The organism is Micromonospora sp. WMMA1949 (assembly GCF_027460145.1).
In the GTDB taxonomy this organism is placed as follows: domain Bacteria; phylum Actinomycetota; class Actinomycetes; order Mycobacteriales; family Micromonosporaceae; genus Micromonospora.
On sequence record NZ_JAPZBG010000001.1, the window covers coordinates 4,784,396 to 4,808,021 of the forward strand.

17 protein-coding genes are annotated in these 23,626 nt (G+C 70.0%); 11 read left to right on the forward strand and 6 right to left on the reverse strand.

The features are described 5' to 3' along the window. Positions 1-44: 44 nt before the first annotated feature. The 6 genes from O7607_RS22610 to O7607_RS22635 all read left to right on the forward strand — a co-directional run bounded on the left by O7607_RS22610 (position 45) and on the right by O7607_RS22635 (position 13,184). Complete coding sequence (locus tag O7607_RS22610; RefSeq protein WP_269705177.1) at positions 45-9,176, forward strand: golvesin C-terminal-like domain-containing protein; 9,132 nt, start codon at positions 45-47, stop codon at positions 9,174-9,176. 66 nt (positions 9,177-9,242) lie between these two features. Further along, positions 9,243-9,596: a hypothetical protein gene (locus tag O7607_RS22615; RefSeq protein ID WP_269705178.1), complete on the forward strand. Its 354-nt coding sequence runs from the start codon at positions 9,243-9,245 to the stop codon at positions 9,594-9,596. Between the two features lie 95 nt (positions 9,597-9,691). Beyond that, positions 9,692-9,886 carry a hypothetical protein gene (locus O7607_RS22620; protein WP_269705179.1) on the forward strand — a complete coding sequence of 65 codons (195 nt, stop codon included), beginning with the start codon at positions 9,692-9,694 and terminating at the stop codon, positions 9,884-9,886. Next, a complete protein-coding gene (locus O7607_RS30600; RefSeq protein WP_433493703.1) occupies positions 9,883-10,242 on the forward strand; it encodes an HAD family hydrolase in 360 nt (119 codons plus the stop codon). Before O7607_RS22620 ends, O7607_RS30600 begins: the two co-directional genes overlap by 4 nt. 326 nt (positions 10,243-10,568) lie before the next feature. Then, positions 10,569-12,410 carry an AfsR/SARP family transcriptional regulator gene (locus O7607_RS22630; protein ID WP_269705180.1) on the forward strand — a complete coding sequence of 614 codons (1,842 nt, stop codon included), beginning with the start codon at positions 10,569-10,571 and terminating at the stop codon, positions 12,408-12,410. 72 nt (positions 12,411-12,482) lie between these two features. Beyond that, on the forward strand, positions 12,483-13,184 hold the full coding sequence (locus tag O7607_RS22635) for an AMIN-like domain-containing (lipo)protein (protein ID WP_269705181.1): 702 nt from the start codon (positions 12,483-12,485) through the stop codon (positions 13,182-13,184). 12 nt (positions 13,185-13,196) lie between these two features. Here the strand turns inward: O7607_RS22635 and O7607_RS22640 are convergent, their stop codons facing one another. The 3 genes from O7607_RS22640 to O7607_RS22650 form a co-directional block, all read right to left on the reverse strand. Then, positions 13,197-13,478, reverse strand: a complete 282-nt coding sequence (locus O7607_RS22640; protein WP_269705182.1) for an SCO0607 family lipoprotein — start codon at positions 13,476-13,478, stop codon at positions 13,197-13,199. Between the two features lie 71 nt (positions 13,479-13,549). Continuing rightward, positions 13,550-13,825 (reverse strand): hypothetical protein, encoded by a 276-nt coding sequence (locus O7607_RS22645; RefSeq protein ID WP_269705184.1) that lies wholly within the window; start codon positions 13,823-13,825, stop codon positions 13,550-13,552. 47 nt (positions 13,826-13,872) lie between these two features. Next, complete coding sequence (locus tag O7607_RS22650; protein WP_269705185.1) at positions 13,873-14,304, reverse strand: hypothetical protein; 432 nt, start codon at positions 14,302-14,304, stop codon at positions 13,873-13,875. A gap of 396 nt (positions 14,305-14,700) precedes the next feature. Between O7607_RS22650 and O7607_RS22655 the strand changes: the two genes are divergently transcribed. The 4 genes from O7607_RS22655 to O7607_RS22670 are packed head-to-tail and all read left to right on the forward strand — an operon-like array spanning position 14,701 to position 19,038. Further along, positions 14,701-15,984: an ABC transporter substrate-binding protein gene (locus O7607_RS22655; protein ID WP_269705186.1), complete on the forward strand. Its 1,284-nt coding sequence runs from the start codon at positions 14,701-14,703 to the stop codon at positions 15,982-15,984. After that, entirely contained in the window at positions 15,981-16,982 is a 1,002-nt protein-coding gene (locus O7607_RS22660; RefSeq protein WP_269705187.1) for a carbohydrate ABC transporter permease, read from the forward strand. The genes O7607_RS22655 and O7607_RS22660 overlap by 4 nt, the downstream gene beginning before the upstream one ends. A 1-nt stretch (position 16,983) precedes the next feature. Further along, on the forward strand, positions 16,984-17,820 hold the full coding sequence (locus tag O7607_RS22665) for a carbohydrate ABC transporter permease (RefSeq protein ID WP_269705189.1): 837 nt from the start codon (positions 16,984-16,986) through the stop codon (positions 17,818-17,820). A 9-nt stretch (positions 17,821-17,829) separates the two neighbouring features. Continuing rightward, on the forward strand, positions 17,830-19,038 hold the full coding sequence (locus O7607_RS22670; protein WP_269705190.1) for an ABC transporter ATP-binding protein: 1,209 nt from the start codon (positions 17,830-17,832) through the stop codon (positions 19,036-19,038). A 73-nt stretch (positions 19,039-19,111) separates the two neighbouring features. Here the strand turns inward: O7607_RS22670 and O7607_RS22675 are convergent, their stop codons facing one another. Then, positions 19,112-20,215 carry a winged helix DNA-binding domain-containing protein gene (locus O7607_RS22675; RefSeq protein WP_269705191.1) on the reverse strand — a complete coding sequence of 368 codons (1,104 nt, stop codon included), beginning with the start codon at positions 20,213-20,215 and terminating at the stop codon, positions 19,112-19,114. Between the two features lie 202 nt (positions 20,216-20,417). Next, positions 20,418-20,909 (reverse strand): GNAT family N-acetyltransferase, encoded by a 492-nt coding sequence (locus tag O7607_RS22680; RefSeq protein WP_442929499.1) that lies wholly within the window; start codon positions 20,907-20,909, stop codon positions 20,418-20,420. 86 nt (positions 20,910-20,995) lie between these two features. On the opposite strand from O7607_RS22680, the gene wrbA reads away from it, so the two are divergent. Next, positions 20,996-21,613 carry an NAD(P)H:quinone oxidoreductase gene (wrbA, locus tag O7607_RS22685; RefSeq protein WP_120569050.1) on the forward strand — a complete coding sequence of 206 codons (618 nt, stop codon included), beginning with the start codon at positions 20,996-20,998 and terminating at the stop codon, positions 21,611-21,613. 66 nt (positions 21,614-21,679) lie between these two features. Here the strand turns inward: wrbA and O7607_RS22690 are convergent, their stop codons facing one another. After that, positions 21,680-23,599 carry a chorismate-binding protein gene (locus O7607_RS22690; protein WP_269705193.1) on the reverse strand — a complete coding sequence of 640 codons (1,920 nt, stop codon included), beginning with the start codon at positions 23,597-23,599 and terminating at the stop codon, positions 21,680-21,682. Positions 23,600-23,626 lie beyond the last annotated feature (27 nt).

A 23,626-nucleotide genomic window follows, 5' to 3' on the forward strand; every position in this document is an offset into this window, starting at 1 on the left:
AGCCTTCACCCGTCCTGTCACCGGAGTTGACCGGAGGGTAACGGGTGAGACGACCATCGAAGGGCGCCCTGATCGGGGGCCTGGCGCTGGCCATGGTGGCCACGCTGGGCGGTGCCGCGGTCCTACCGGACCGCGATCCCGCCGCGACGGAGCAGGCCGCACCGAGCGGGAAGAACGACGACAGCGGACTGCTGGACCGGCTCGGCGGCGCGGCGCGCGACCTGGTCGCCGGTGGTGGTCACCGTGCGAGACCCGAGGTGGTCAGCGCCGGACTTCACCGCAGCGACAAGCCCGTCGCCGGCCGGAAGTGGCCGGCGCAGAAGCGGGTCAAGGAGCTGACCGGCCGGCGGACCGAGAACGCCAAGATCTATCAGCTGTCCGACGGGCGGTTGCAGGCGGAGATCTCCGCCACGCCGCTGCACTACCGGGACGGCCGGGGCAAGTGGCAGCCCATCGACACCAGCGTCCGCCCGGTGGGCGAGTCCGGTTACGTGCAGGGCAACCGGACCAACGCCTACACCAGCCTCTTCGGCGACAGCTCGGACGAACTCGTGCGCTTCGAGCGGGACGGCCGCGCGATCGAACTGGGCCTGGCCGGCGCCGCCAAGGACGTCAGCCCGAAGGTCTCGGGCTCCACCGTGACGTACCCGGGGCTGGCCGGTGGTGCGGACGTGGTCTACGACGTGACCAGCACCGCGTTGAAGGAGAAGATCGTCCTGCGGCAGCCGCCGGCCGGTCCGGTGTCCTACACCTTCACGCTGGAGACGGCGGGCCTGACGGCGCAGCAGCGCGACGACGGTTCGATCGCGTTCGTCGGCCGCGACGGCGGCGCTCCGGTGTTCGTCATGCCGCCGCCGTTCATGTACGACAGCAAGGACGACAAGTCCTCCCCGCACGGCAAGGCGTGGTCGGACAAGGTCACCCAGAAGGTGACCCGCATGGGTGACACGTCGGCCGTCACGATCACCGCCGACGCGGGCTGGCTGGCCGACCGGTCCCGGGTCTACCCGGTGGTGATCGACCCGACGATCAAGGTGCAGCCGGTGCCCACCGACGCGCAGGACGTGCAGATCTACTCCGGCGCCACGACCACCAACTACAACGACACCTACCAGCTGAAGGTCGGCACGGACGCGTCGAACGCGTACCGCACGCTGGTGAAGTTCGACGTCGGCTCGATCCCGCGCAACACGCCGATCGACGACGCGCAGCTGCAGATGTACTACTCGCAGACGCACCACGCGTGGGGCTTCGACGTGGCCATGGAGGCCCGCCGGGTCACCCAGTCCTGGACCGAGAGCACCGCGACCTGGGCGAACATGAACGCCAACATGGCCGCCCAGCCGGCCGGCAACATGGTCACGCAGGACGACGGCGACGCCGGCACCTCGGTGAGCGGCACCTGGTCGTACTCGACGAACACGGCGCTGACCGGGCTCGCCGTCAACGGCGACTACCGCTTCAACAGCGACACCACCACCGGGCACACCCACACCTGGGTGCCGACCATCACCGAGGCCGGCAACTACCAGGTCGAGGTGCACTACGTGTCGGAGTCGGACCGGCCGACGAACGCGCCCTACACGGTGCACTACAACGGCGGGTCGAAGACGTACACCGTCGACCAGACCGGCAGCGCCCGCGGCGAGTGGAAGACCCTGGGCGTGCACCCGTTCGCGGCCGGCACCACCGGCAAGGTCGTCCTCGGCGACGTGTCGGGCAAGTCGGTGATCGCCGACGCGGTGCGCTTCACCAAGTGGGGGGCGGCCACCAAGAAGGCCTCGGTCTCCAACGCGTGGAGCTCCTTCCCGGTCCGCAACGTCGTGCAGGACTGGGTCAACGGCACGTACGCCAACAACGGCTTCATGGTGAAGGCGGTCGACGAGGCGGCCAAGGGTCGCGGCGGCCCGATCTACGAGGCCTCCGAGTACGCGTACAACAACGCCCGCCGGGACTACAACCTGCCGAAGCTGGTCATCACGTACGGCCGGCCCGGCGTCGCGGTCAGCCCGCCGACGACGCTCACCTCCACCGGCGCGGTGCTGGACTGGCCCGCGTACGTCGACCCGTCGTCGTCGACGGCGGACGACGCGGTGGAGTACCAGGTGCACCGCAGCATCTACCAGAACTTCACCCCGTCGGCGGCGACCCTGATCGCCCCGGTGTCCACCAGCACCCGCACCTATCAGGACACCACGGCGATCCCGACGGCGGCGGACAATACCGACCCGCTGGCGCGGAAGTTCTACTACTACATGGTCGCGGTGAAGACCCGCGACGGACAGGTCGTGGCCGGGCCGACCCAGTCGGCGATCCTGCCGAAGGCGGGCCAGATCACCCGCATCTACCGCACCGGCACCACGGACACCACGCTCTCCCAGGCCCGCCCGACGGAGAACGTGGACGTCTACGACGGTGACCCGTACGTCAGCCCGGGCAACAACTCGTCCTACTACGGGGACACCCGGGGCCTGGTGAAGTTCCCGACGCTGACCGGCATCCCGGCCAACGCCAAGGTCGTCGACGCCGACCTGCGGCTGTACAACAGCGGGCTCTACCCGGGCACCGACACCGATGAGTACGTCGATGTCCACAAGCTGACGCGGAACTTCACCGAGACCGCCGCGACGTGGAGCACCTACGACGGCACCAACGCGTGGACCACCGCCGGCGGTGACTACGACACGACCTGGAAGGCGAGCTACAACCAGTTCACGAACGACCCCAAGTGGGCCACCTGGGACGTGACCCCGGCGGCCGACGGCTGGGTCAAGGACCCGACGAAGAACTTCGGCCTGCTGCTGCGGCAGCGCGACGAGGCGAACCAGACCGCGCGGGCGGTGCTGCTGTCGTCCGAGGCGCCGGAGCCGCTGCTGCGGCCGACGCTGGAGGTCACCTACCTGGAGCAGACCGCGGAGTCGACGTACTACGCGGCCTCGACCCCGGCGCTGGCCACCGCCAACTCCACGTACACGGTGCCGGTGACCCTGTCGAACCCGACGCTCACGGCGTGGAACCCGACCGACTGGGAACTCGCATACGACTGGAAGCGGGCCGACGGCGTCACCGACGGCGCCGACGCCGCCTACGAGCTGCGGACGGCACTGCCGAAGAGCGTCCCGGCCGGCGGCACCGTCGACGTCTCCGCGCAGGTGAAGACGCCGCCGTCGTCCACCGAGGGCAACGAGCGCACCGACTACGTCCTGCAGTGGGACCTGCGCAACAAGCTCACCGGCAAGAAGCTGTCGGAGACCGCGTCGATCCCGGCGCTGCCGCAGAACATCTCCGTCGAGGAGCCGACCTCCGACCAGCTCGGCCTGGAGAAGTTCTACTCGTACGCGGGGAAGAACACGGGCGCCGGCGGCACCCTGATGAACAACCTGTACTCCGGCAACACGGTCTGGTCGTACAACGCGTTCAACAACCCGTCCCGGGGCCTGGCGACGTTCGTCCGGATGTCCTACAACTCGCTGGACACCACCGACACGGTGGCCGGGTACGGCTGGTCGTTGCAGGCGTCGTCGATGATGCGCCTCGGCGCCCCGCTGGACTTCCACCCCAATCCGAACCCGACGAAGGTCACCCTGACCGACGGTGACGGCACCAGCCACCGGTTCACCTGGGACGCGACCGCGAACGAGTGGAAGAGCCCGAAGGGCGTACACCTCTACCTGCAGAAGTACAGCAGCGTGGACTGCAAGCCCAACACCGACGAGCCGAAGGCGTGGGTGCTCACCCGGCCGGACCGCACGCAGTTCTTCTACGACTGCGAGGGCTTCCTGTCGAGCGTCGTCGACAACAACGGCAACGAGATGCTCTTCACCTACGAGGAGCGCAAGTCCAACAACAAGCCGACGAAGTTCCTGCGGTACATCACCGACCCGACCGGCCGGATCACCCTGACCATCGACTACTACGCCAAGGGTCAGACGTACGACTACATCAACGACACCACCTGGACGCGGGTCTCCGGCGCGACGAACCTGACCAACCCGAAGATCATCGACCACATCTCGCAGATCACCGACGTCTCGGGACGCAAGCTCACCTTCACCTACACCGACAAGGGCCTGCTCGGTGAGCTGATCGACGGCGCCGGGTCGGCGAACGGCACGCCGAAGACGTTCAAGTTCGCCTACGACATGACTCAGGGCAACAAGAACGTCAAGCTGGTCAAGGTCACCGACCCGCGGGGCAACGCGACCGGCGTGGTCTACAACTACCCGCAGACCGGGGACGACCCGAAGTTCCACTGGACCACCAAGTCCTACACCGACCGGCTCACCCACCTGACCCAGTTCGCCTACGTCGACCCGGACGGCCCGCAGGGCAACAACATCAACACCACGGTCACCGACGCGGAGAACCACGCCAGTCAGTACCTGCTGGACGGCTACGGCCGGGCGTACCAGACCACGAACGCCAAGAACGAGGTGACGAAGACCGGCTGGGACGACGACCACAACGTCATCCGGCTGGAGGAGGCGAACACCGCCGTCTCGACCTGGGCGTTCGACCCCAAGACCGGCTACCCCACCCAGATCCGCGACGCGGAGGCGGTCAAGAACAACTGGCCGGGCACCGTGCTGACCTACCAGCGCCAGCTCAACGGCTACGTGGCCGAGGTGGTCAGCAAGACCAGTTCCGAGGGCCGCAAGTGGACCTTCACGTACACCGCTGAGGGCGACGTCGCGACGGTCACCGACCCGGTGGGCAACACCACGTCGGCCGACGGCGACTACACGAGCGTCAACACCTACGACGAGTGGGGTCAGCTGCTCAGCGCCCGGGACGCCAACGGCAACACCACGGCGTACGGCCCGTTCCACCCGAGCGGCTACCCGACGACCATCACGGACGCCGGCACCGGCAAGTCGTACTTCACCTACGACGACCGGGGCAACGTCACCGAGGTCAAGAACGGCAAGAACGCCAAGGTGACCCAGGCGTACGACACGTTCGGCCGGCCCACCACGAAGGTGGAGCCGATGGACGCGGCCAACAACCGCTTCATCACCACCAAGGCCCCGGTGTACGACCAGAACGACAACATCACCACCGCGTACGCCGCGAACGGCGCCGTGTCGACCTCCGTCTACGACAAGGCGGACCAGGTCGTCGAGACGCTCGCCCCGAAGGACGAGTCGGGCGACCCGGAGCGGAAGACGACCACGACGTACGACAAGGTCGGCAACGTCCTCACCGTCACCGAGCCGCAGGGCAACCTGACCTCGAAGGCGGGCGACTACACGACGACCACGAAGTACGACGCGATCTACCAGCCGATCGAGGTCACCAACGGCCTCGGCCAGAAGGTGAAGTCGGAGTACGACAACGTCGGCAACGTCACGGTGCTGTACGACGCGAAGAAGACCGCCAGCGCGGCGGACGACTTCACCACGAAGTACGAGTACGACCTGAACCGGCGGGTCGTGAAGACCATCGACGCGGCGGGCAAGTTCACCACCGCCCGCTACGACAAGGACGGCCTGACGGTCGGCACCACCGACGCCGACGGCAACGAGTCGCTGGCGACGTACGACCCCCGCGGCGCGCTGGTGGAGTCGAAGGTGCCGCACAGCAAGGACGGCTCCGGCACCGTCACCTACCGCACCACCAAGTACGAGTACGACCAGGTCGGCAACCAGACGAAGCTGATCACCCCGCGCGGGGTGGACACCGCCGACGACGCCGACGACTTCTCCGTGGTGACCGTCTACGACGCGCTCAACCGCAAGAAGGAGGAGTGGTCGTCCTACGACAAGGACGACAGCCGTTACAAAACGCCCGACAAGACCTTCTACAGCTACGACGAGATCGGCAACCTGACGAAGGTCAGCGCGCCGCCGTCGGACGGGCAGACGGTCCGCAACGACACCGAGTACACCTACTACGACAACGGGTGGACCCGGACGTCCAAGGACCCGTGGGACATCGTCAACTCCTACGACTACAACGACCTGGGCCAGCAGACCAAGAACACGCTGAGCTCGGCCGGCGGGTCGACCACGCGGACGATGACCTGGCAGTACTACCAGTCCGGCAACGAGAAGGGACGGTCGGAGGACGGCCTGCCGGTCGGCAAGGACGTGGTCCTGGTCGACAACACCGACACCAACAACACCGCCTCGCAGGGCACCTGGACCAACGGGGCCGCCACCGGGCAGTGGGGCTACGACGTCTCCACCGCCCCGGCCGGCAGCGGGTCGGCGCAGTTCAACTGGCAGCTGACCATCCCGCGCGACGGCACGTACGAGGTGTTCGTCCGGCACCCGCAGGTCACCGGTGCCGCGACGGACGCGAAGTTCACCATCACCCACGACGGCGGCAGTGTCACCAAGACGGTGAACCAGACGCAGAACACCGGCGCCTGGATCAGCCTGGGCAGCTACTCCTTCAAGGAGGAGGGCGTCCAGAAGATCACCGTCACCGACCAGGCGACCGGCAAGGTGCTGGCCGACGCGGTCAAGCTGGTGCGGGACAACTCCGCCGACGTCGACAACGAGCGCAAGGAGTTCACCTACCGGTACAACCCGAACGGGATGATGGTCGAGGTCAAGGACCTCAGCCCGGGCGCGAAGATCGGCCGGTACGACATCGCGTACGACCAGCTCAACCAGATCTCCACGGTGAAGGAGTTCGCCGGGCTCAGCGACACGAGCGCGAAGAACACCACGGCGCTGACCTACGACGACAACGGCAACCCGCTCACCTCGACCCACGACCTCACCTGGTCGAAGATCGAGTACGACCCGCGGGACATGGTCGCCAAGGTCACCAACGCCGACTCGCCGACGGCCGGCAACCAGCAGATCTCGTCGTTCACCTACACCAACCGCGGGCAGCTGCTCAAGCAGACCAAGCCCAACGGCAACACGGTGGACTTCGAGTACTACCTCGACGGCGCCACCAAGCGTCAGCTGGAGAAGACGTCCGGCGGCGCGACGGTCGCCGAGCACAACCTCCAGTACCAGGCCAACGGGCACCCGTCGCGGGACGTGCTGAAGCTGATGAACGCCGACAACTCGTCGGACTACATCGACAACACGTACGTCTTCAGCTACGACCCGCAGGACCGGATCGCCAAGCTGGACAAGACCGGTGACAGCACCTCGACGGAGACCTACACCTACGACGCCAACGGCAACACGGTGTCGCAGACCGTCGGGGGGACGACAAGCACCAGCAAGTACGACCGCAACCGGCTGCACTCGACCACCACGGCGGGTGTGACCTCGACGTACAACTACGACCCGCTGGGGCGCCTCGACACGGTGTCGGTCGGCGGCCAGCGGGCGCAGAAGTACTACTACGACGGCTTCGACCGGACCGCGAAGACCACCGCGGGCATCGGCGCCAACGCCAAGTCGACCACCTACGTGTACGACCCGTTCGACCGGACGGTGTCGCAGACGACGGCCGGCAAGACCACCCTGTTCACGTACCTGGGGATGGACAACCAGGTGCTGCGCGAGGAGGTCGCGGGCAAGGCGACGAAGTCGTACCAGTACGCGCCGTGGGGTCAGCAGCTGACCCAGATCAAGCACAAGGACGACGGCGCGCGGGAGTACTCGCAGTTCATCTACCGGCCGCGCGGCGACGTCATCGGCATCACGAAGGAGGACGGCAAGACCCGGGCGACGTACGGGTACACCGCGTACGGCAAGGACGACTCGTCGCAGTTCACCGGTGTGGACAAGCCGGGCGCGCAGCCGGCGGGCGAGGAGCCGTACAACGCGTTCCGGTTCAACGCCTCCCGGTGGGACGCGGGCTCGGGCACGTACGACATGGGGTTCCGCAACTACGACCCGGGCCTGAACCGGTTCCTGACGCGGGACACCTACGGCGGCGCGATGGCGGACATGGCGCTGGGCATGGATCCGTTCACCGGTAACCGGTACGCGTTCGCCGGCGGGAACCCGATCAGCTTCATCGAGCTGGACGGGCACCTGTTCGGGATGTCGTGGTCGGACATCGGCCACGCCACCCTGGACGTGGTCGGCATGGTGCCGGTGGTCGGTGAGGTAGCCGACGTCGCCAACGGCATCTGGTACGCGGCCGAGGGCAACTACGTCGACGCGGCGTTGTCGATGGCCTCGGCGATCCCGCTGGCGGGCAACGCGGTGACAGCGGCGAAGCTCGCAAAGACCGGCAAGAAGATCGCCGACGGCATCGACACCGCCAACGACGTCAAGAAGGGCGTCGAGGCGACCACCGACGCCTCGAAGGCGCTGCCCACCAACACACCGAAGCCGAAGACCGAGACCCCGGCGAAGCCGACCAAGTGCAACAGCTTCGTCCCGGGCACCAAGGTGCTCCTGGCCGACGGCTCGACCAAGGCGATCGAGGACGTCAAGGTCGGGGACCGGGTCCTCGCCTCCGACGTCGAGTCGGGCGACCGGCAGGTCCGTCCGGTCACCCAGCTCATCCGGGGTGACGGGGTCAAGAAGCTGGTCACCATCGTCGTGGACACCGACGGCAACTCGGGTGACGACACCAGCACGATCGTGGCCACTGACGGTCACCGGTTCTACCTGCCGGACTCCGGGGTCTGGGTGACCGCCGGCCAGCTCAAGGCCGGCGCCTGGCTTCAGACGTCGTCGGGCACCTGGGTCCAGATCGCTGCCATCCGGCACAAGACCCAGGTCCAGCGAGTACACAACTTCACCGTCGACGGACAGCACACCTACTACGTCCTCGCTGGCGAAACCCCCGTACTCGCCCACAACGACGCCTGCCCGGTCGGCAATGAGGTTCGCTACAACAGCGACGAGTTGAGTTCCGCGGCGTACAACGCCCGGGTCGATGCGAACTCCGCACACTTCCCGAGTGGACCGCGCACCTCGTCACCAGGAGGAAACGTTGCCGTAGCCAAGGTTGAGGGACACGACGGGCTCATCGTGGGATTCAGTAAGGGCGACGGATACCACGCCGAAGACCACATCATGGACCAGATCGACGCTCTGAAGGCGAACAACAAGGGAATCGGTAGGATTACCGACCTCTACAGTGAGCGTCAGCCGTGTTCGGTGTGCGCCGGGAAGCTGCCCGGCCATCTGGCGGACAATGCGAGAATTACCTGGTCCGTGCCATGGACCAACAACGGACTGATGAATTCGGTTTCCAATGAGATGCTTGCGAGAATGATCCGGCTGGCCGGCGGAGGTAGAGGCTAGCTGACAGGAGGTGGGGCGGTCGCCCCGCCCCACCTCCTGCCTCCGTCTTGCGGCTACAATAGGGCAATGTCTGGCTTTGATGAGTTCTCTGAATCGGTGGACCGAGAGCTCCGTGCCGCAGGTTTGCGCTCAGCCGACCTGGAAACAGGGGAAGGCGGCTATGCGATCCAGGCCGGCGAGGTGAGTAATACGGGTGAGCCTTGTCTGATCGTGATCTGGTCCGCGTCTGCGGAGTTGACAGATCGAGCGTTCGAGGAAATGCGGAGCGGCCAGCAGGGTGCCGGAACTGTCTTGCACGTGGGTCGAATCAAGCACTCGATGGCGGACGCCGTCTCGGAAATCCTCGTATCGGCCGGGATGGTCGCCCGGATCAGTTCTGACGACCTGGCCCCGGCAGTTGTCGAGGTCCTGCCCTCCTGACCTCACGAACCGCCACCGAGGCGTTTGCCCGGAATGGCTGATGGCTCACTGCGCCATGGCCCGCAGAACTCGTCGTGTTGATCTAGGGTGATGCGATGACCGCCGGGCGCGTGACGACGGTACTGTTCGACTTCACCTGGACTCCGTTCGCCAGAGAATCGGAACGTTGGGTGGGCAACGCGGAGGCATCGATCGACCAGACATTGACTGCCGGCGAGGCGCACCGTATTGTCGGCGACTTCGCGGGATCGGGCGATCCTCACCGTGCTGGAACAGATTCCTGGGGTTGACCAGGCGCTGGCGTCGGTCCTGCACGCGACACGCCGAAGCAATCGAGCCGTACGCCGACACCGTCGCCACCCTGTCCGCACTGCGTGACAGCGGTGTTCGCATCGGCGTCGTCAGCAACGTCGGCCGGGACATCCGCAAATGCTTTGCCCGGCACGGACTCGACGGTTATGTCGATGCGTTCGTCCTGTCGTACGAGGTCGGTCTCGTCAAACCGGACCCTCGGATCTGGGGCGTCGCCCTCGAAGCCCTCCATGCCGCACCGGGCCAGACCCTGATGGCCGATGATCATCCCACCTTCCCGGTGCTCGTCCATGCGGCAGAGCCTCGAAGGCATGCGCGAGACGCGTGTCGGTGAGGAGCTGTCAGGGCGGGCTGGGTGACCCGATCCGCGTCGGCGCGACCTGTGCGCGGTGCTGAGGCGTACCAGGCGGGCGGTATGTACGCTGCGGGATGCCGGTACCGCGACGGCACCCGGGCCTCCGCAGACCGGAACGGACGGCCTCGGCCTCCCGTCACCCGGCGTGATCAACCCGAAGCGTCCTCAGCGGGATTTCTGTTACCTCGACACACCGCCAACCACATTGACATTCATCACGCTTAGTTGTCCGGTTCGACCCTTGTTGGCCGCGATCCGCACCCCTAGCGTGGGCTGCGCGTCTAGGGTTCACGGGGAGCGGCGCGATGGAACTTCAGATTCGGCTTCTGGGCACAGTGGAGCTGTGCGTCGACGGCGAGACCGTCACGCCCGGCGCGGCGAAGAGACGGGCCGTCCTGGCCGGGCTGGCGATCGAGGCGAACCACTCGGTCTCCCTGCCCCGGCTGGCCCGGATGGTCTGGTCCGACCACCCGCCGACGTCCGCCACCGCGAACCTCCGTACCCACGCCGCCGGCCTGCGGCGCACGGTTGGTGACCGGCTGGTCGCCCGGCCGCAGGCCTACGAGTTGCGGCTGGCACCGCACGAGCTGGACGTGACCGAGTTCCAGCGCCTGGCGGCGCAGGGGAGGTCGCTGCTCGCATCGGCCGATCCCGCCGGCGCGATCGAGACGCTGAGTTCCGCCCTGGCCTGGTGGCGGGGCCCGTCCGGTGACGGCCTGCCCCGGGGCACCGCGCTGGACAACCGGTGGGCCGCCCTCGACGAGCAGCGGCTCCAGGTCTTCGAGGAACTGGCCGAGGCGCGACTTGCCGCCGGTGAACACGCCCACCTCCTTCCCGACCTGCGCGCGCACCTGGCCACGCACCCGCTGCGGGAGCGGGCCTGGGGCCACCTGATGCTCGCCCTCTACCGCTGTGGGGACGTGCCGGCCGCGCTCACCGTCTACCGGGACGCCCGCGCCGTCCTCGACGAGCAGCTCGGCCTGGAACCCGGCGCGGAACTGGCCCGGCTGCACCGGTCGATGCTCGACCGCGCGCCGGAGCTGTCGTACGTCGAGCCGGGAAGCGCGATCGTGACCGCCTCGGTGCCGGTCGCGGACCTTCGTCCCGCCGTCGGCTGGGCGGTGCCGCGGGAACTGCCGGCGGACCCGCTCACCTACGTCGCGCGTACCGGGGAGACCGCCGACGTGGTGGCGGCGCTGACAGCGGAGACCCCGGCCGCGGTGGTCGTCACCGGCGCCCCGGGCAGCGGCAAGACCACCCTCGCGGTACGCGCCGGGCATGCCGTCTCCGCCCTGTTCCCCGACGGGCAGGTCTTCGTGGACCTCGGCTACCGGACCTCGGTGACGGCGGGGGAGGTGCTGGCCCGGGTCCTGCGTGCGCTCGGCGTACCGGCCGCGGACGTCCCCGAGAAGACCGACGAGCGGGCCGGCTGGTTCCGGTCGCTGGTGGCCGGCCGCCGGCTGCTGCTCGTCGTCGACGGGGTCACCCGGGCGGCTCAGGTGCGCCCGCTGCTGCCCGCCGGCCCCGGCCCGGCGCTGATCACCGTCGCCCAGCGGCACCTGGGCAGCCTGGACGGCGTACGCCGGGTGGCGCTGCGCCCGGTCGGGGGCGCGCAGGCCCGCAACCTGCTGGCGACCCTCGCCGGGCCGGAGCGGCTGGCCGCAGAGCCGGCGGCCACCGCCGACCTGCTGCGGATCTGTGGCGGATCGCTGCTCGCCCTGCGCATCGCCGGCGCCCGGCTGGGGCGGCGGTCCGGCGCGCCGGTGTCCACCCTCGTCGCCGAGCTGGGTGACGGGCGGGCCCGGCTGGACCTGCTTGCCTACGAGGACCTGTCGGTACGGGCGAGCCTGGCCACCGGCGTGGCGGTGGTCCGCTCCGACGACGAACTGGCCGGCCGGATGCTCGAACTGCTCGCCGCGCGGCCGGGCACACCGGTGCACACCGCCGCGGATCAGCTCGGCGTCTCCCCGCAGCGGGTGCACCGTGCCCTGGACGACCTGGTCGACGCGCACCTGGCGCAGCGGGACCGGCACGGCGCCTACCGGCTGCCGACGCTGGTGAGCGACTACGCCGCCGAACTGGCCGCGGTGGGGCACGTGTCCGTCCGCGAGGCGGCCGAGCAGCGGTTCGACCCACGCGCCGCCTGAGGACCGGGACCGGCGCGAAATCGCTGTGGGACGCCTCTGGTGCGCGAGCCGGTCACGGGCTGACACTGAGTCATGACTCCTCAGCGCGTACCGCTGCTCGCCGGCCTGGTCGTGCTGTTCGCGGCGGCCTGCACGGCGACCGGCCACGACGGTGCGTCCACGGCGCCCACCCCGACGGCCGCGGCGGCGTCCGCCCCGGCCGGGACCGAGGCGCCGCAAGCCACGCCCACTCCACCCGTGCCGACGGAAGCCGAGTCGGCCGCCGGATCCTGGCGCGTCACCTGGGGCTGGGGAGTGCCCGGCGGCCCGGCCCGGGTGACCCATCGGGTACGGGTGCCGGTCACCCCACCGCCCGGGGAACCACTGCCCGTCCTGGTGTCGGTCGACGTCGGCGACCATCCGGCGGAGGGGTACAGCCGGATCACGTTCGCCTTCCGCGGCCCCACCCCGTCCTACGAGGTCTCCTACGTGCCGCAGGTGGTGACCGAGGGGCGCGGGGCGCCGGTCGCGCTGCCCGGCACCGCGTATCTGTCGGTGCGGTTCGATCCGGCCCAGGCGCACGACAACCGGGGCGGCGGGACGGCGAAGCTGCCGCCCGCGGCCATCCGCTTCCCCACGCTGCGCGGATGGGCGGTGGCCGGTGACTTCGAGGGGCACCTGGGCTTCGGGCTGGGCCTGCGGCCGCCCGAGGGCGGCCGGCTGCCCGTACGGCTGGGGGAGGGCGACCGCCCGGACGGCACCCACGTCGTCTCGGTCGACGTCCGGCGCAGCTGACGCGGGCCCGCGTCAGCGGTCGATGACGGTGTTGTTCTCGTCGATGCCGTGGGTGCGCCAGTAGACGTCCCACTCGTCGTCGACGTGCTTCGGCACCTTGCCCTCCGGGTAGCGCACGTACGGCGGCGCCGGTTCCTCGCCGTTCGGTACGCAGGAGCTGCCGCCCTGCGGGCCGACCGCGATCACCGGGTACTCGTCGCTGCCGCAGATGCTCTGCCGCAGGGAACACCCGGTGGTCGCCATCAGCCCGGTCAGCCCGAGCACGGCAAGAACGATCATGATTCGAGTTCGCACGGGAAGAATTCTCGTCGCCGCGGGCGCGCCCGCCATCGGTACGCGTACTCAGTTCCCGTGCCGGTGCCGGCTCAGGTCAGCTCGCCCCGCACGATCGCCACCGCCACCCGGCAGAACTCGTCCATGTCCGGGTTGAACCCGGCCGCGATGTCGGGGTGCAGACCGGAACGGGTCTCGTCGAGCAGCCGACGGCAGACGTCCTCCACCGGCTCGCCCGCGTACCCCGCGCGGACCCGGTCGGCGGCCGCCTGCAGGGCCGAGGTCAGCTGATCCTCCAGCGGGCCGCGCAGCTTCTGCTGCACCGGGTCGAGCCCGCTCGGATCGAGCGTGACATGTGGCTCCGACATCGGCACTCCCTTCCTCGGCGTCCGCGGTACCCCACCGCGGACGTCGGTCAAACCATCGTCGGTACGGCCGACACCCGGACCAGATACGAGAACTCCTCCGCCGGCTCCTCGGCGTACGACAGCCGGCGGATCTGCCGGTCGTCGGACCAGAGCGCGACGTCGACAAGCACCCCGAGGTGGGCGAGACCGATGGAGGAGACCCGCTTCTTGTCCTGGAGCACCGCGCACACGCCGCCCAGCAGCGTGCTGGCGTCGGAGGTGCGGTGCCCGGGCGGACAACGCAGGGTCAGGTCCACCTCGACCGGCCCGGTCAGCGGGGTCCACCCGGTGCGCTGGGCCGCCGTGCAGGCGGCCTGGAGCAGGGTACGGACCCTCGTGGCCTGCCGGTGCCCGGCGGCGAAGATGGACAGGGCCTCGGTCTTGACCGGGGGCAGGCCGCTCACCTCGAACGTCAGGGCGAGAGCGCGGGTGTCCTGCACGACGGCACCTCCTCGGGGGAATCCTGCCCAACCGGGGAACGCACGCACGGCACTTCCCTGCAGAACCAACCGATCGGGCGGGCGATGGGGGACGGCCGGAGGCGCATCGGCGTCGACGGCGACGCGCCGGCTACGGAGCCAGCCCCACGCTAGTGCAGACCGCTGACGCTGGGTAGCCTCCCCGTTTCACTACGTGGGACGAGCTGTCGGTCGTCCCGGCCGGTTCGTGCTGTCGCCGTCACATGTCCGTGATGTTTCGCTCCGTCGCAGGTCGGGCACGTTCAGCCGCACGACACGCCCGGGGCGTCGGGCGATCGGGCCGATGCCCCGGTCGTCTCGCCGTGCACCGGGGCGCGGGTCACTCCCCGGTTCTTCGCCGAAGAGAGGGGGAGGGTGATGACGACAGTCCCCGACACGGCCGCACGGCGGCCGGCCGGACGCGCGGCGGCGGCAGCCGCCGCGCTGGCGTTGGTGGCCCCACTGGCCGCCTGCGGATCCGGCGGCGACGGCGGCGTCCCCACGATCAACCTGTACTACCCGCCCGAGCAGAACCTGCAGAAGGTCGTCGACACCTGCAACACGGCGGCGCAGGGGCGGTACCGGATCGACTACCGGGTGCTGCCGCGCGAGGCCGACGAGCAGCGGGTGCAGATGGTGCGGCGGCTCGCCGCGCAGGACAGCGGGATGGACGTGCTCGGCCTGGACGTCACATGGACCCAGGAGTTCGCCAGCGCGAAGTGGATCCGGGAGTGGACCGGCCAGGACAAGGCCGAGGTCGAGCAGGGCACGCTGGCGGGCCCGCTGGACACCGCCCGGTACGAGGACAAGCTCTACGCCGCGCCCAAGAACACCAACGTGCAGCTGCTCTGGTACCGGTCCGACCTGGTGTCGCAGCCGCCGGAGACCTGGGACGAGATGATCTCCGCCGCCCAGCAGCTCAAGGAGCAGGGCAAGCCGTACCAGGTGCTCACCATGGGCGCCCAGTACGAGGGCCTGGTGGTCCTCTACAACACGCTCGCCGAGAGCGCCGGGGGCAAGATCCTCAGTGACGACGGCAAGAAGGCGGAGATGGACGCCGGCGCGGTACGCGCGCTCGACCAGCTCCAGAAGTTCGCCACCTCGGGCGTGACCTCGCCGTCGTTCAGCAACGCGCTGGAGGACCCGGTGCGGCTGGAGTTCCAGTCCGGCAAGGGCGCGTTCCAGGTGAACTGGCCGTTCGTGTATCCGGCGCTCCAGGAGGCCAACCCCGACCTGGCGAAGAACGTGAAGTGGGCCCGGGTGCCGGGCATCGACCCGGGCACACCCAGCAAGGTCACCATCGGCGGGGTCAACCTGGCGGTCAGCAGCTACTCCAAGCACCCGGAGGAGGCGTTCGAGGTGGCGCGCTGCCTGCGCAACGCCGAGAACCAGAAGTTCTCCGCCGTCAACGACGGCGTGCCGCCGACCATCGAGGCCGTCTACGACGACCCGGAGATGACCGAGGCGTACCCGATGAAGGAGACCATCCTCGAGGAGCTGAAGGAGCCGGCGGTCCGGCCGCTGACCCCGGCGTACCAGAGCATCTCCACGGTGATGTCGGCGATCCTGTCGCCGCCGTCGGCGATCCGGCCCGAGCAGACCGCTGACGAACTGCGCAAGGCGATCTCCGACGCGTTGGAGTCCAAGGGAGTTCTGCCATGAGCGTGAACGCCACCCCGGCCGGCGCGCAGGCCGCCGCCGAGGCCGAGGCCGAGCAGCCGGGCGGCCGGCACGCCGCCGTGCCGGAACAACGGTCCCGGCGCGGCTCCCGCGCCCCGCTGAGTGAGAACAAGCGCGCCGAGCGGCGCCTCGGCCTGCTGCTGTGCGCACCGGCCGCGCTGGTCATGGTGCTGGTCACCGCGTACCCGATCCTGTACTCGGTCTGGCTGTCGCTGCAGCGGTTCGACCTGCGCTTCCCCGACGAGCGGGAGTTCGTCGGGCTGGAGAACTACGTCACCGTGCTGACGAACGACTTCTGGTGGACCGCGTTCGGGGTCACCGCGCTGATCACCGTGGTCACCGTCGCGATCGAGCTGGTGCTCGGCATGGGACTGGCGCTGATCATGCACCGGACGCTCGTCGGCCGGGGCATCGTGCGGACCGCGGCGCTGATCCCGTACGGCATCGTCACCGTCGTCGCGGCGTTCTCCTGGCGGTACGCCTGGACGCCGGGCACCGGCTACCTGGCGAACCTGTTCGACGGCAGCGCCCCGCTGACCGAGCGGGCCAGCTCGCTGGCGATCATCATGCTGGCGGAGATCTGGAAGACCACCCCGTTCATGGCGCTGCTGCTGATGGCCGGGCTGGCGCTGGTGCCGGAGGACCTGCTCAAGGCGGCCTCTACCGACGGCGCGACGGCGTGGCAGCGGTTCACCAAGGTGATGCTGCCGGTGATGAAGCCGGCGATCCTCGTCGCGCTGCTGTTCCGCACGCTCGACGCGTTCCGGGTCTTCGACAACATCTTCGTGCTCACCAACGGCGGCAACGAGACGTCGTCGGTGTCGATGCTCGCCTACAACAACCTGATCCGGGGCCTGAACCTCGGCATCGGCTCCACGATGTCGGTGCTGATCTTCATCACCGTGGCGATCATCGCCTTCGTGTTCGTGAAGCTGTTCGGCACCGCTGCCCCGGGCAGCGACGATGGGGAGAGGCGCTGACATGGCAGTGGAAACCACCACGCGGGCGAAGGTGCGCTGGGGCCTGCTGGACGTCGTGGTCGTCGTCTTCGCACTGGTCCCCGTGCTCTGGATCGCCTCGCTGTCGTTCAAGACCCCGGCCACGCTCACCGACGGCAAGTTCTGGCCGCGCGAGTGGACCCTGGACAACTACCGGACCATCTTCGACACCGACCAGTTCGTGCGCGCCCTGGTCAACTCCATCGGCATCGCGCTGATCGCCACCACCATCGCGGTGGTGCTCGGGGCGATGGCCGCGTACGCGATCTCCCGGCTGGACTTCCCGGGCAAGAAGGTGCTGGTCGGGGTATCGCTCCTGATCGCGATGTTCCCGCAGGTGTCGCTGGTGTCGCCGCTGTTCGAGATCGAACGGCAGCTCGGCCTGTTCGACACCTGGCCCGGTCTGATCCTGCCGTACATCACGTTCGCGCTGCCGCTGGCGATCTACACGCTGTCGGCGTTCTTCAAGCAGATCCCGTGGGACCTGGAGAAGGCGGCGAAGATGGACGGCGCCACCCAGGCCCAGGCGTTCCGGCGGGTGATCGCGCCGCTGGCCGCGCCGGGCGTGTTCACCACGGCCATCCTGGTCTTCATCTTCTGCTGGAACGACTTCCTGTTCGCGATCACGCTCACCTCGACCGAGCGGTCCCGCACGGTCCCGGTGGCGCTGCAGTTCTTCACCGGCGAGTCGCAGTTCGAGGACCCCACCGGGGCGATCTGCGCCGCCGCCGTGGTGATCACCGTGCCGATCATCCTGTTCGTGCTCTTCTTCCAGCGCCGCATCGTCTCCGGTCTGACCTCCGGCGCAGTCAAGGGATAGGTGGTAGCAATGGCCGACATCGTGCTGGACAAGGTGAGCAAGCGGTTCCCGGACGGGACCACCGCCGTACAGGACGTCGACCTGGAGATCGCCGACGGCGAGTTCGTCATCCTGGTCGGCCCGTCCGGCTGCGGGAAGTCCACCACGCTCAACATGATCGCCGGGCTGGAGGACATCAGCTCCGGTGAGCTGCGCATCGGCGGCGAGCGGGTCAACGACAAGGCGCCGCGGGACCGCGACATCGCGATGGTCTTCCAGTCGTACGCGCTCTACCCGAACATGACGGTGCGGGAGAACATGGCGTTCCCGCTGCGGCTGGCGAAGCTGGACAAGGAGACCATCAACCAGAAGGTCGACGAGGCGGCGAAGGTGCTGGAGCTGACCGCGCTGCTGGACCGCAAGCCGGCGAACCTGTCCGGCGGCCAGCGGCAGCGGGTGGCGATGGGACGGGCGATCGTCCGCCAGCCCAAGGCGTTCCTGATGGACGAGCCGCTGTCGAACCTGGACGCCAAGCTGCGGGTGCAGATGCGCACTGTGGTGTCCCGGCTGCAGAAGCAGCTCGGCACCACCACCGTCTACGTCACCCACGACCAGACCGAGGCGATGACGCTCGGCGACCGGGTGGTCATCATGCGGGGCGGCGCGGTGCAGCAGGTCGGCCCGCCGCAGGAGCTGTACGACCACCCGCGCAACCTGTTCGTCGCCGGGTTCATCGGCTCGCCCTCGATGAACTTCGTGCACGCCGTCGTGGAGGACGGCCGGCTGCGGACCGCGCTCGGCGACGTGCCGGTCGGCGACCGGATCCGCCGCGAGCTGGAAGGCGGCGACGCGCCCCGGGAGCTGATCCTGGGTATCCGCCCGGAGCACTTCGAGGACGCGGCCCTGATCGACGACGAGACCCGCCGCCGGGGCATGGAGTTCGAGGCGCCCGTCGACATCGTCGAGTCGATGGGCTCGGACAAGTACGTCTACTTCACCGTCGAGGGGGAGCGGGCCACCGCCGCCGAGCTGGAGGAACTGGCCGCCGACACCGGTGCCGCGGACTTCGCCGGCGGCGGGTCGAACCTGGTCACCCGGCTGTCGGCGGAGTCGCCGGTACGCGAGGGCGAGTCGCGCCGGGTGTGGTTCAACCTGGAGAAGATCCACCTGTTCGACCCGGGCAGCGGCCGCAACCTGACGCTGCACGAGGGCCGGTCGGCCGGAGCGCTCGCCGACTGAGCGCGCCCTCCGGAGGTGAGTGGAACGCCGTGGGTTCTGACACCCATGGCGTTCCACTCGCACCCGTCCGGAGCTACCAGGAGTGGCGCAACTCCAGCCCGAGGAAGCGGGCGTAACCCGTCAGCGCGGCGTCCACCCGCTCACGCAACGCGGCGTCGAACGGCACGAGTTGCTGCACCTTGACGGTCACCGCCCGCGCGCCCGGCGTCCGCGTCCAGGTGCCGACCACCCGGCCGCCGCGCACCACCGTGGACCGGAACATCCCGTTGTTGCCGGGGACCACTGCGGCGGCGTGCGCCGGGTCGAGCATGAGCGACCGGTCCTTGACGCCGAGGAGGTATTCGTCGAAGCCGGGCAGCGTGTGCACGTCGTCGACCGGCGCGCGGGGCGCGTCCAGCAGCGCGGCGTCGACCACCGCGGCCTCGCCGTCGACCTCGACCGGGGCGAGCAGGTCACCGGCCAGCGTGATCGCCCGGGTCGCGTCGGTGACGGTCAGGCCGGTCCACCGGGCCAGCTCGCGCCGGGACACCGGGCCGTGCCCGCGCACGTAGCGGTGCGCCAGCAGCGCCAGCGCCTCGTCGCGCTCGAGGCGGCGCGGCTCGGGCGCCCACTCGTCGAGCAGGGCGAACGTCTGCTCGGTGCCGACGTGCGGGGCGATGCAGGTGACGCCGCGCTGGCTGGCGTACCAGAGCAGGTGGTAGCCGCGCTGGCCGTCCGTGGCCAGCCCGGCGGCGCGCAACGCGGCCACGCACTCGGCGCGGGTCAGCCGCCCGCCGCCGGTCAGCGCCGCACCCAGTACGTCGCAGGCCCGCTCGCCGTCGGCGACTGTCAGCTCGAGTTGCCGCCACCGCCCGGCGATGCCGGCGAGCGTCCGTACCCCGGTCAGCTCCAGCATCCACCGCGCGTCGCGTGACGGAACGAGATGCACGGTGCCGCGCATCGGCCAGGTGCGCAGCGCCTCACGCCGTTCCAGCGCCGCGCGGATGTCGTCCTGGGTGGCGCCGGGAAGGCGGACGCCGAGCGACCACAGCCCGCTCGCCGCGTCCTGCGCCTGCATCGCGCCGAACCACTCGACCACGTCGGCGACGCCCTGCGGACGGGTGGTGGGGTGCGGGCGCAGCAGCAGGCCGGTCATGCGCAGCGCGAGCGCCTCGGCGCGGCTGAGGCGTACGGTCACGGGCGTCAGCGTAGGCCTGGGGTACGACATCCGGCCCCTGATCGCGCTGCGCCGGCGACGTTGCCGAACCCAGCGCGATCCCCCGTTCAGGTTCCCGGCGCGGGGGCGGCCGGTGCGGCCGGCGCCGGTCCGCTCAGCATCCCGCGCGAGCTGGGCGGAGACAGCGGTTACGCACGGAACTTGCGCAAATCTTGAGCCACGCTCAGCCCAGGCGCCGGTGCATGACCAGCAGGTCGACGTACCCCTCGGCCGGATGCCGGAAGCCCTCCGGCACCCGGCCGACCACCTCGAAACCCAGCGACCGCCACAGCGCGACGGCCCGGGTGTTCGTCGCCACCACGGCGTTGAACTGCATGGCCCGGTAGCCGTCGGCCCGGGCCGCGTCGAGCACGTACGCGGCCAGCGCCCGGCCGACGCCGCGCCCGGCGGCGGCCGGGGCGACCATGAACGAGGCGTTCGCGACGTGGTCGCCCGGACCGGCCTGGTTCGGCGCCAGCTTGGCCGAGCCGAGCACCGTGCCGTCCGGCGCCACCGCGACCACCGTCCGCGCCGGCGGGCCCGGCATCCACAGCTCGCGGGCCCGCTCCTCCGGGACGTCGCGAGGCCAGGTGTACGTCTCGCCGGCCGCCACGATCTCGCGCAGGAACGGCCAGATCAGCGGCCAGTCGGCGGACGTGGCGGTGCGGATCTTCACCCCGCAGAGCATGCCACGCCCGGCGTTTGACGGAACAAGTAACGGGTAGTCGCCGGAGCTGACCCGAAACGAGGAGGGAACGTCTGATGGATGGCCAGGTCAAGGTCGCGGTGATCTACTACAGCGCGACCGGCATCACCTACCAGATGGCGCAGGCGGCGGTCGAGGCGGCGGGGGAGGCCGGTGCCGAGGTGCGTCTGCGCAAGGTGCGTGAGCTGGCGCCCGACGAGGCGATCCGCTCCAACTCCGGCTGGCAGGCGCACCGGCTGGAGACCCAGGACGTGATGGAGGCGCAGCCGGACGACCTGTCCTGGGCCGACGTGATCATCATGGGCTCGCCGACCCGGTACGGCATGATCGCCGCCCAGCTCAAGCAGTTCATCGACACCACCGGCCCGCTCTGGGCCGCCGGCGCGCTCGCGGACAAGGTCTACAGCGGGTTCACCTCGACCGCCACGTCGCACGGCGGCCAGGAGGCGACGCTGCTGTCGCTGTACACGGTCTTCTACCACTGGGGCGGCATCGTGGTGACCCCCGGCTACACCGACCCGAGCCAGTTCGTCGCCGGCAACCCGTACGGCGCCTCGCACACGAGCAACAACGGCGAGGTCGCCCCGGACCACGTGGCGCTGGCCGCCACCGCGCTGACCGCCAAGCGGGCCGTGCTGATGGGTGCCGCGCTGAAGCGGGGCATGGCCGGCTGACCCGACTGGCGACCGGTGGCCGGACGGGGGCTCTCGAACCCGTCCGGACCACCGGTCGCCAGTGCCCTACCCGCGTTCGGCCGCTCCATGCGCGCTCAGCGCCGGCCGGTCGAGCAGATGCCCGAGCAGATCCGCCAGGACCCTCGTGCCGTCCTGGCTCAGCACCGACTCCGGGTGGAACTGCACCCCGGCGAAGCCCGCGCCGCGCAGCGCGTGCACCGCGCCGTCGGCCGGGTCGCGGGACACCTCGACCGGGCCGTACGGGCCGGGGACGCGGTCGGCGTCGGCGAGAGCGGTGAAGCTGGCGTAGAACCCGACCCGCCGGGTCGTCCCGAACACCGGCACGTCCCGCGGCAACCCCTGGTACGGCGCGTCGCGGCGGTGCAGCGGCAGGCCCAGCAGCCCGGCCAGCAACTGGTGGCCCAGGCACACCGCGAGCGTCGGCCGGCCGGACGCGAGCAGCTCGGTCAGCAGCGCCCGCAGCGCCACCATCTTCGGCGCGGTCGCGTCCCGTGGGTCACCCGGGCCGGGGCCGACCACCACCAGGTCGTAGCCGTCCAGCGGGCCCGGGTCCGGCCAGTCCCGCCGGGTCACCGCCAGGCCCAGCGCGCCGAGCTGGTGGGCGAGCATGCCGGTGAACGTGTCCTCGCCGTCGACGATCAGCGCCCGGCGCCCGGCCAGCCCGCGCAGCGCGAGCGCCCCCGGCTCCCGCTGCTCCAGCCAGAACCGGGCCAGCGGGACGTTGCGGGCGGCCAGCGCCGCGCGTACCTCCGGGTCGTCGGCGTACCGGACGGCCGCCCCGGCGCCGGCGTGCGGCGCGTCCGGGCCGAGACCGAGCGCGGCCAGCACCCCGGCGGCCTTCGCGTGCGTCTCGGCCACCTCCCCGGCGGTGGTCGAGTGCCGGACCAGCGTCGCGCCGACCGGCACTCGCAGCGCGCCGGTGGGGGAGATCTCGGCGGTACGGATCAGGATCGGCGCGTCGAGCGTCTGCCGGCCCTGGTCGTCGCGGCCGAGCAGCGCGAGCACCCCGGCGTAGTAGCGCCGCCCGGTGCGCTCGTGCCGGGCGATCACCCGGCAGGCGTTCTCCATCGGGCTGCCGGTGACGGTGGGCGCGAACATGGTCTCCCGCAGCACGTCGCGCACGTCCCGGGAGCAGCGCCCGGCCAGCAGGTACTCGGTGTGCGCCAGATGCGCCATCTCCTTCAGGTACGGCCCGACCACCTGACCGCCGTGCTCGGCGACCACGGCCATCATCTTCAGCTCCTCGTCCAGCACCATGTACAGCTCCTCCACCTCCTTCGGGTCCTGCAGGAAGCGCAGCAGCTCGGCCCGGTCGACGGTCGCGCCGCTGTGCCGGAACGTGCCGCTGATCGGGTTCATCTCGACCAGCCCGTCGGCGACGCTGACGTGCCGCTCCGGGCTGGCGCCGACCAGGATCCGGGTGCCGGTGTGCACCAGGAACGTCCAGTACGCGCCCCGCTCGCGCATCAGCAGCCGGCGCAGCGCGGCGAGGGCCGCGGACAGCGGGTCGCCCTGCACCGTGGCCCGCATGGTGCGGTGGATGACGAAGTTCGCCCCCTCGCCCCGGCCGATCTCGTCGGTCAGCACCCGTTCCACGATCGCCGCGTACTCGTCGTCGGCGATGTCGAAACCGGCGTCGCGGGTACGCACCTCGGCGTCGGGCAGGTCGTCGAGCAGGTCGGCCAGGGGTATCCGCCGATGCTCCTCGACCGCCAGGAACTCCAGCGGCAGCCCGTCGTCGACGCACTCGAAACCGCGTTCGGTGACCTGCCGGAACGGCACCAGGGCCAGCGTGCGCGGACCGGCGCCGTGCTCGGGCAGCGGCAGGTCGGCGAGCCGGCCGGCGGTGCGTACCGGGCCGGTGAACAGGTCGACGTGGTCGGCGCCCTCGCGGCGGACGAGCGCGAACGGGCCGGGGTCGCGGCCGGCCGCGACGGCGGCGAGCGGGTCGGACAGGCGGGTCATCGGGTCTCCTCGGTGTGCCGGTGGCCG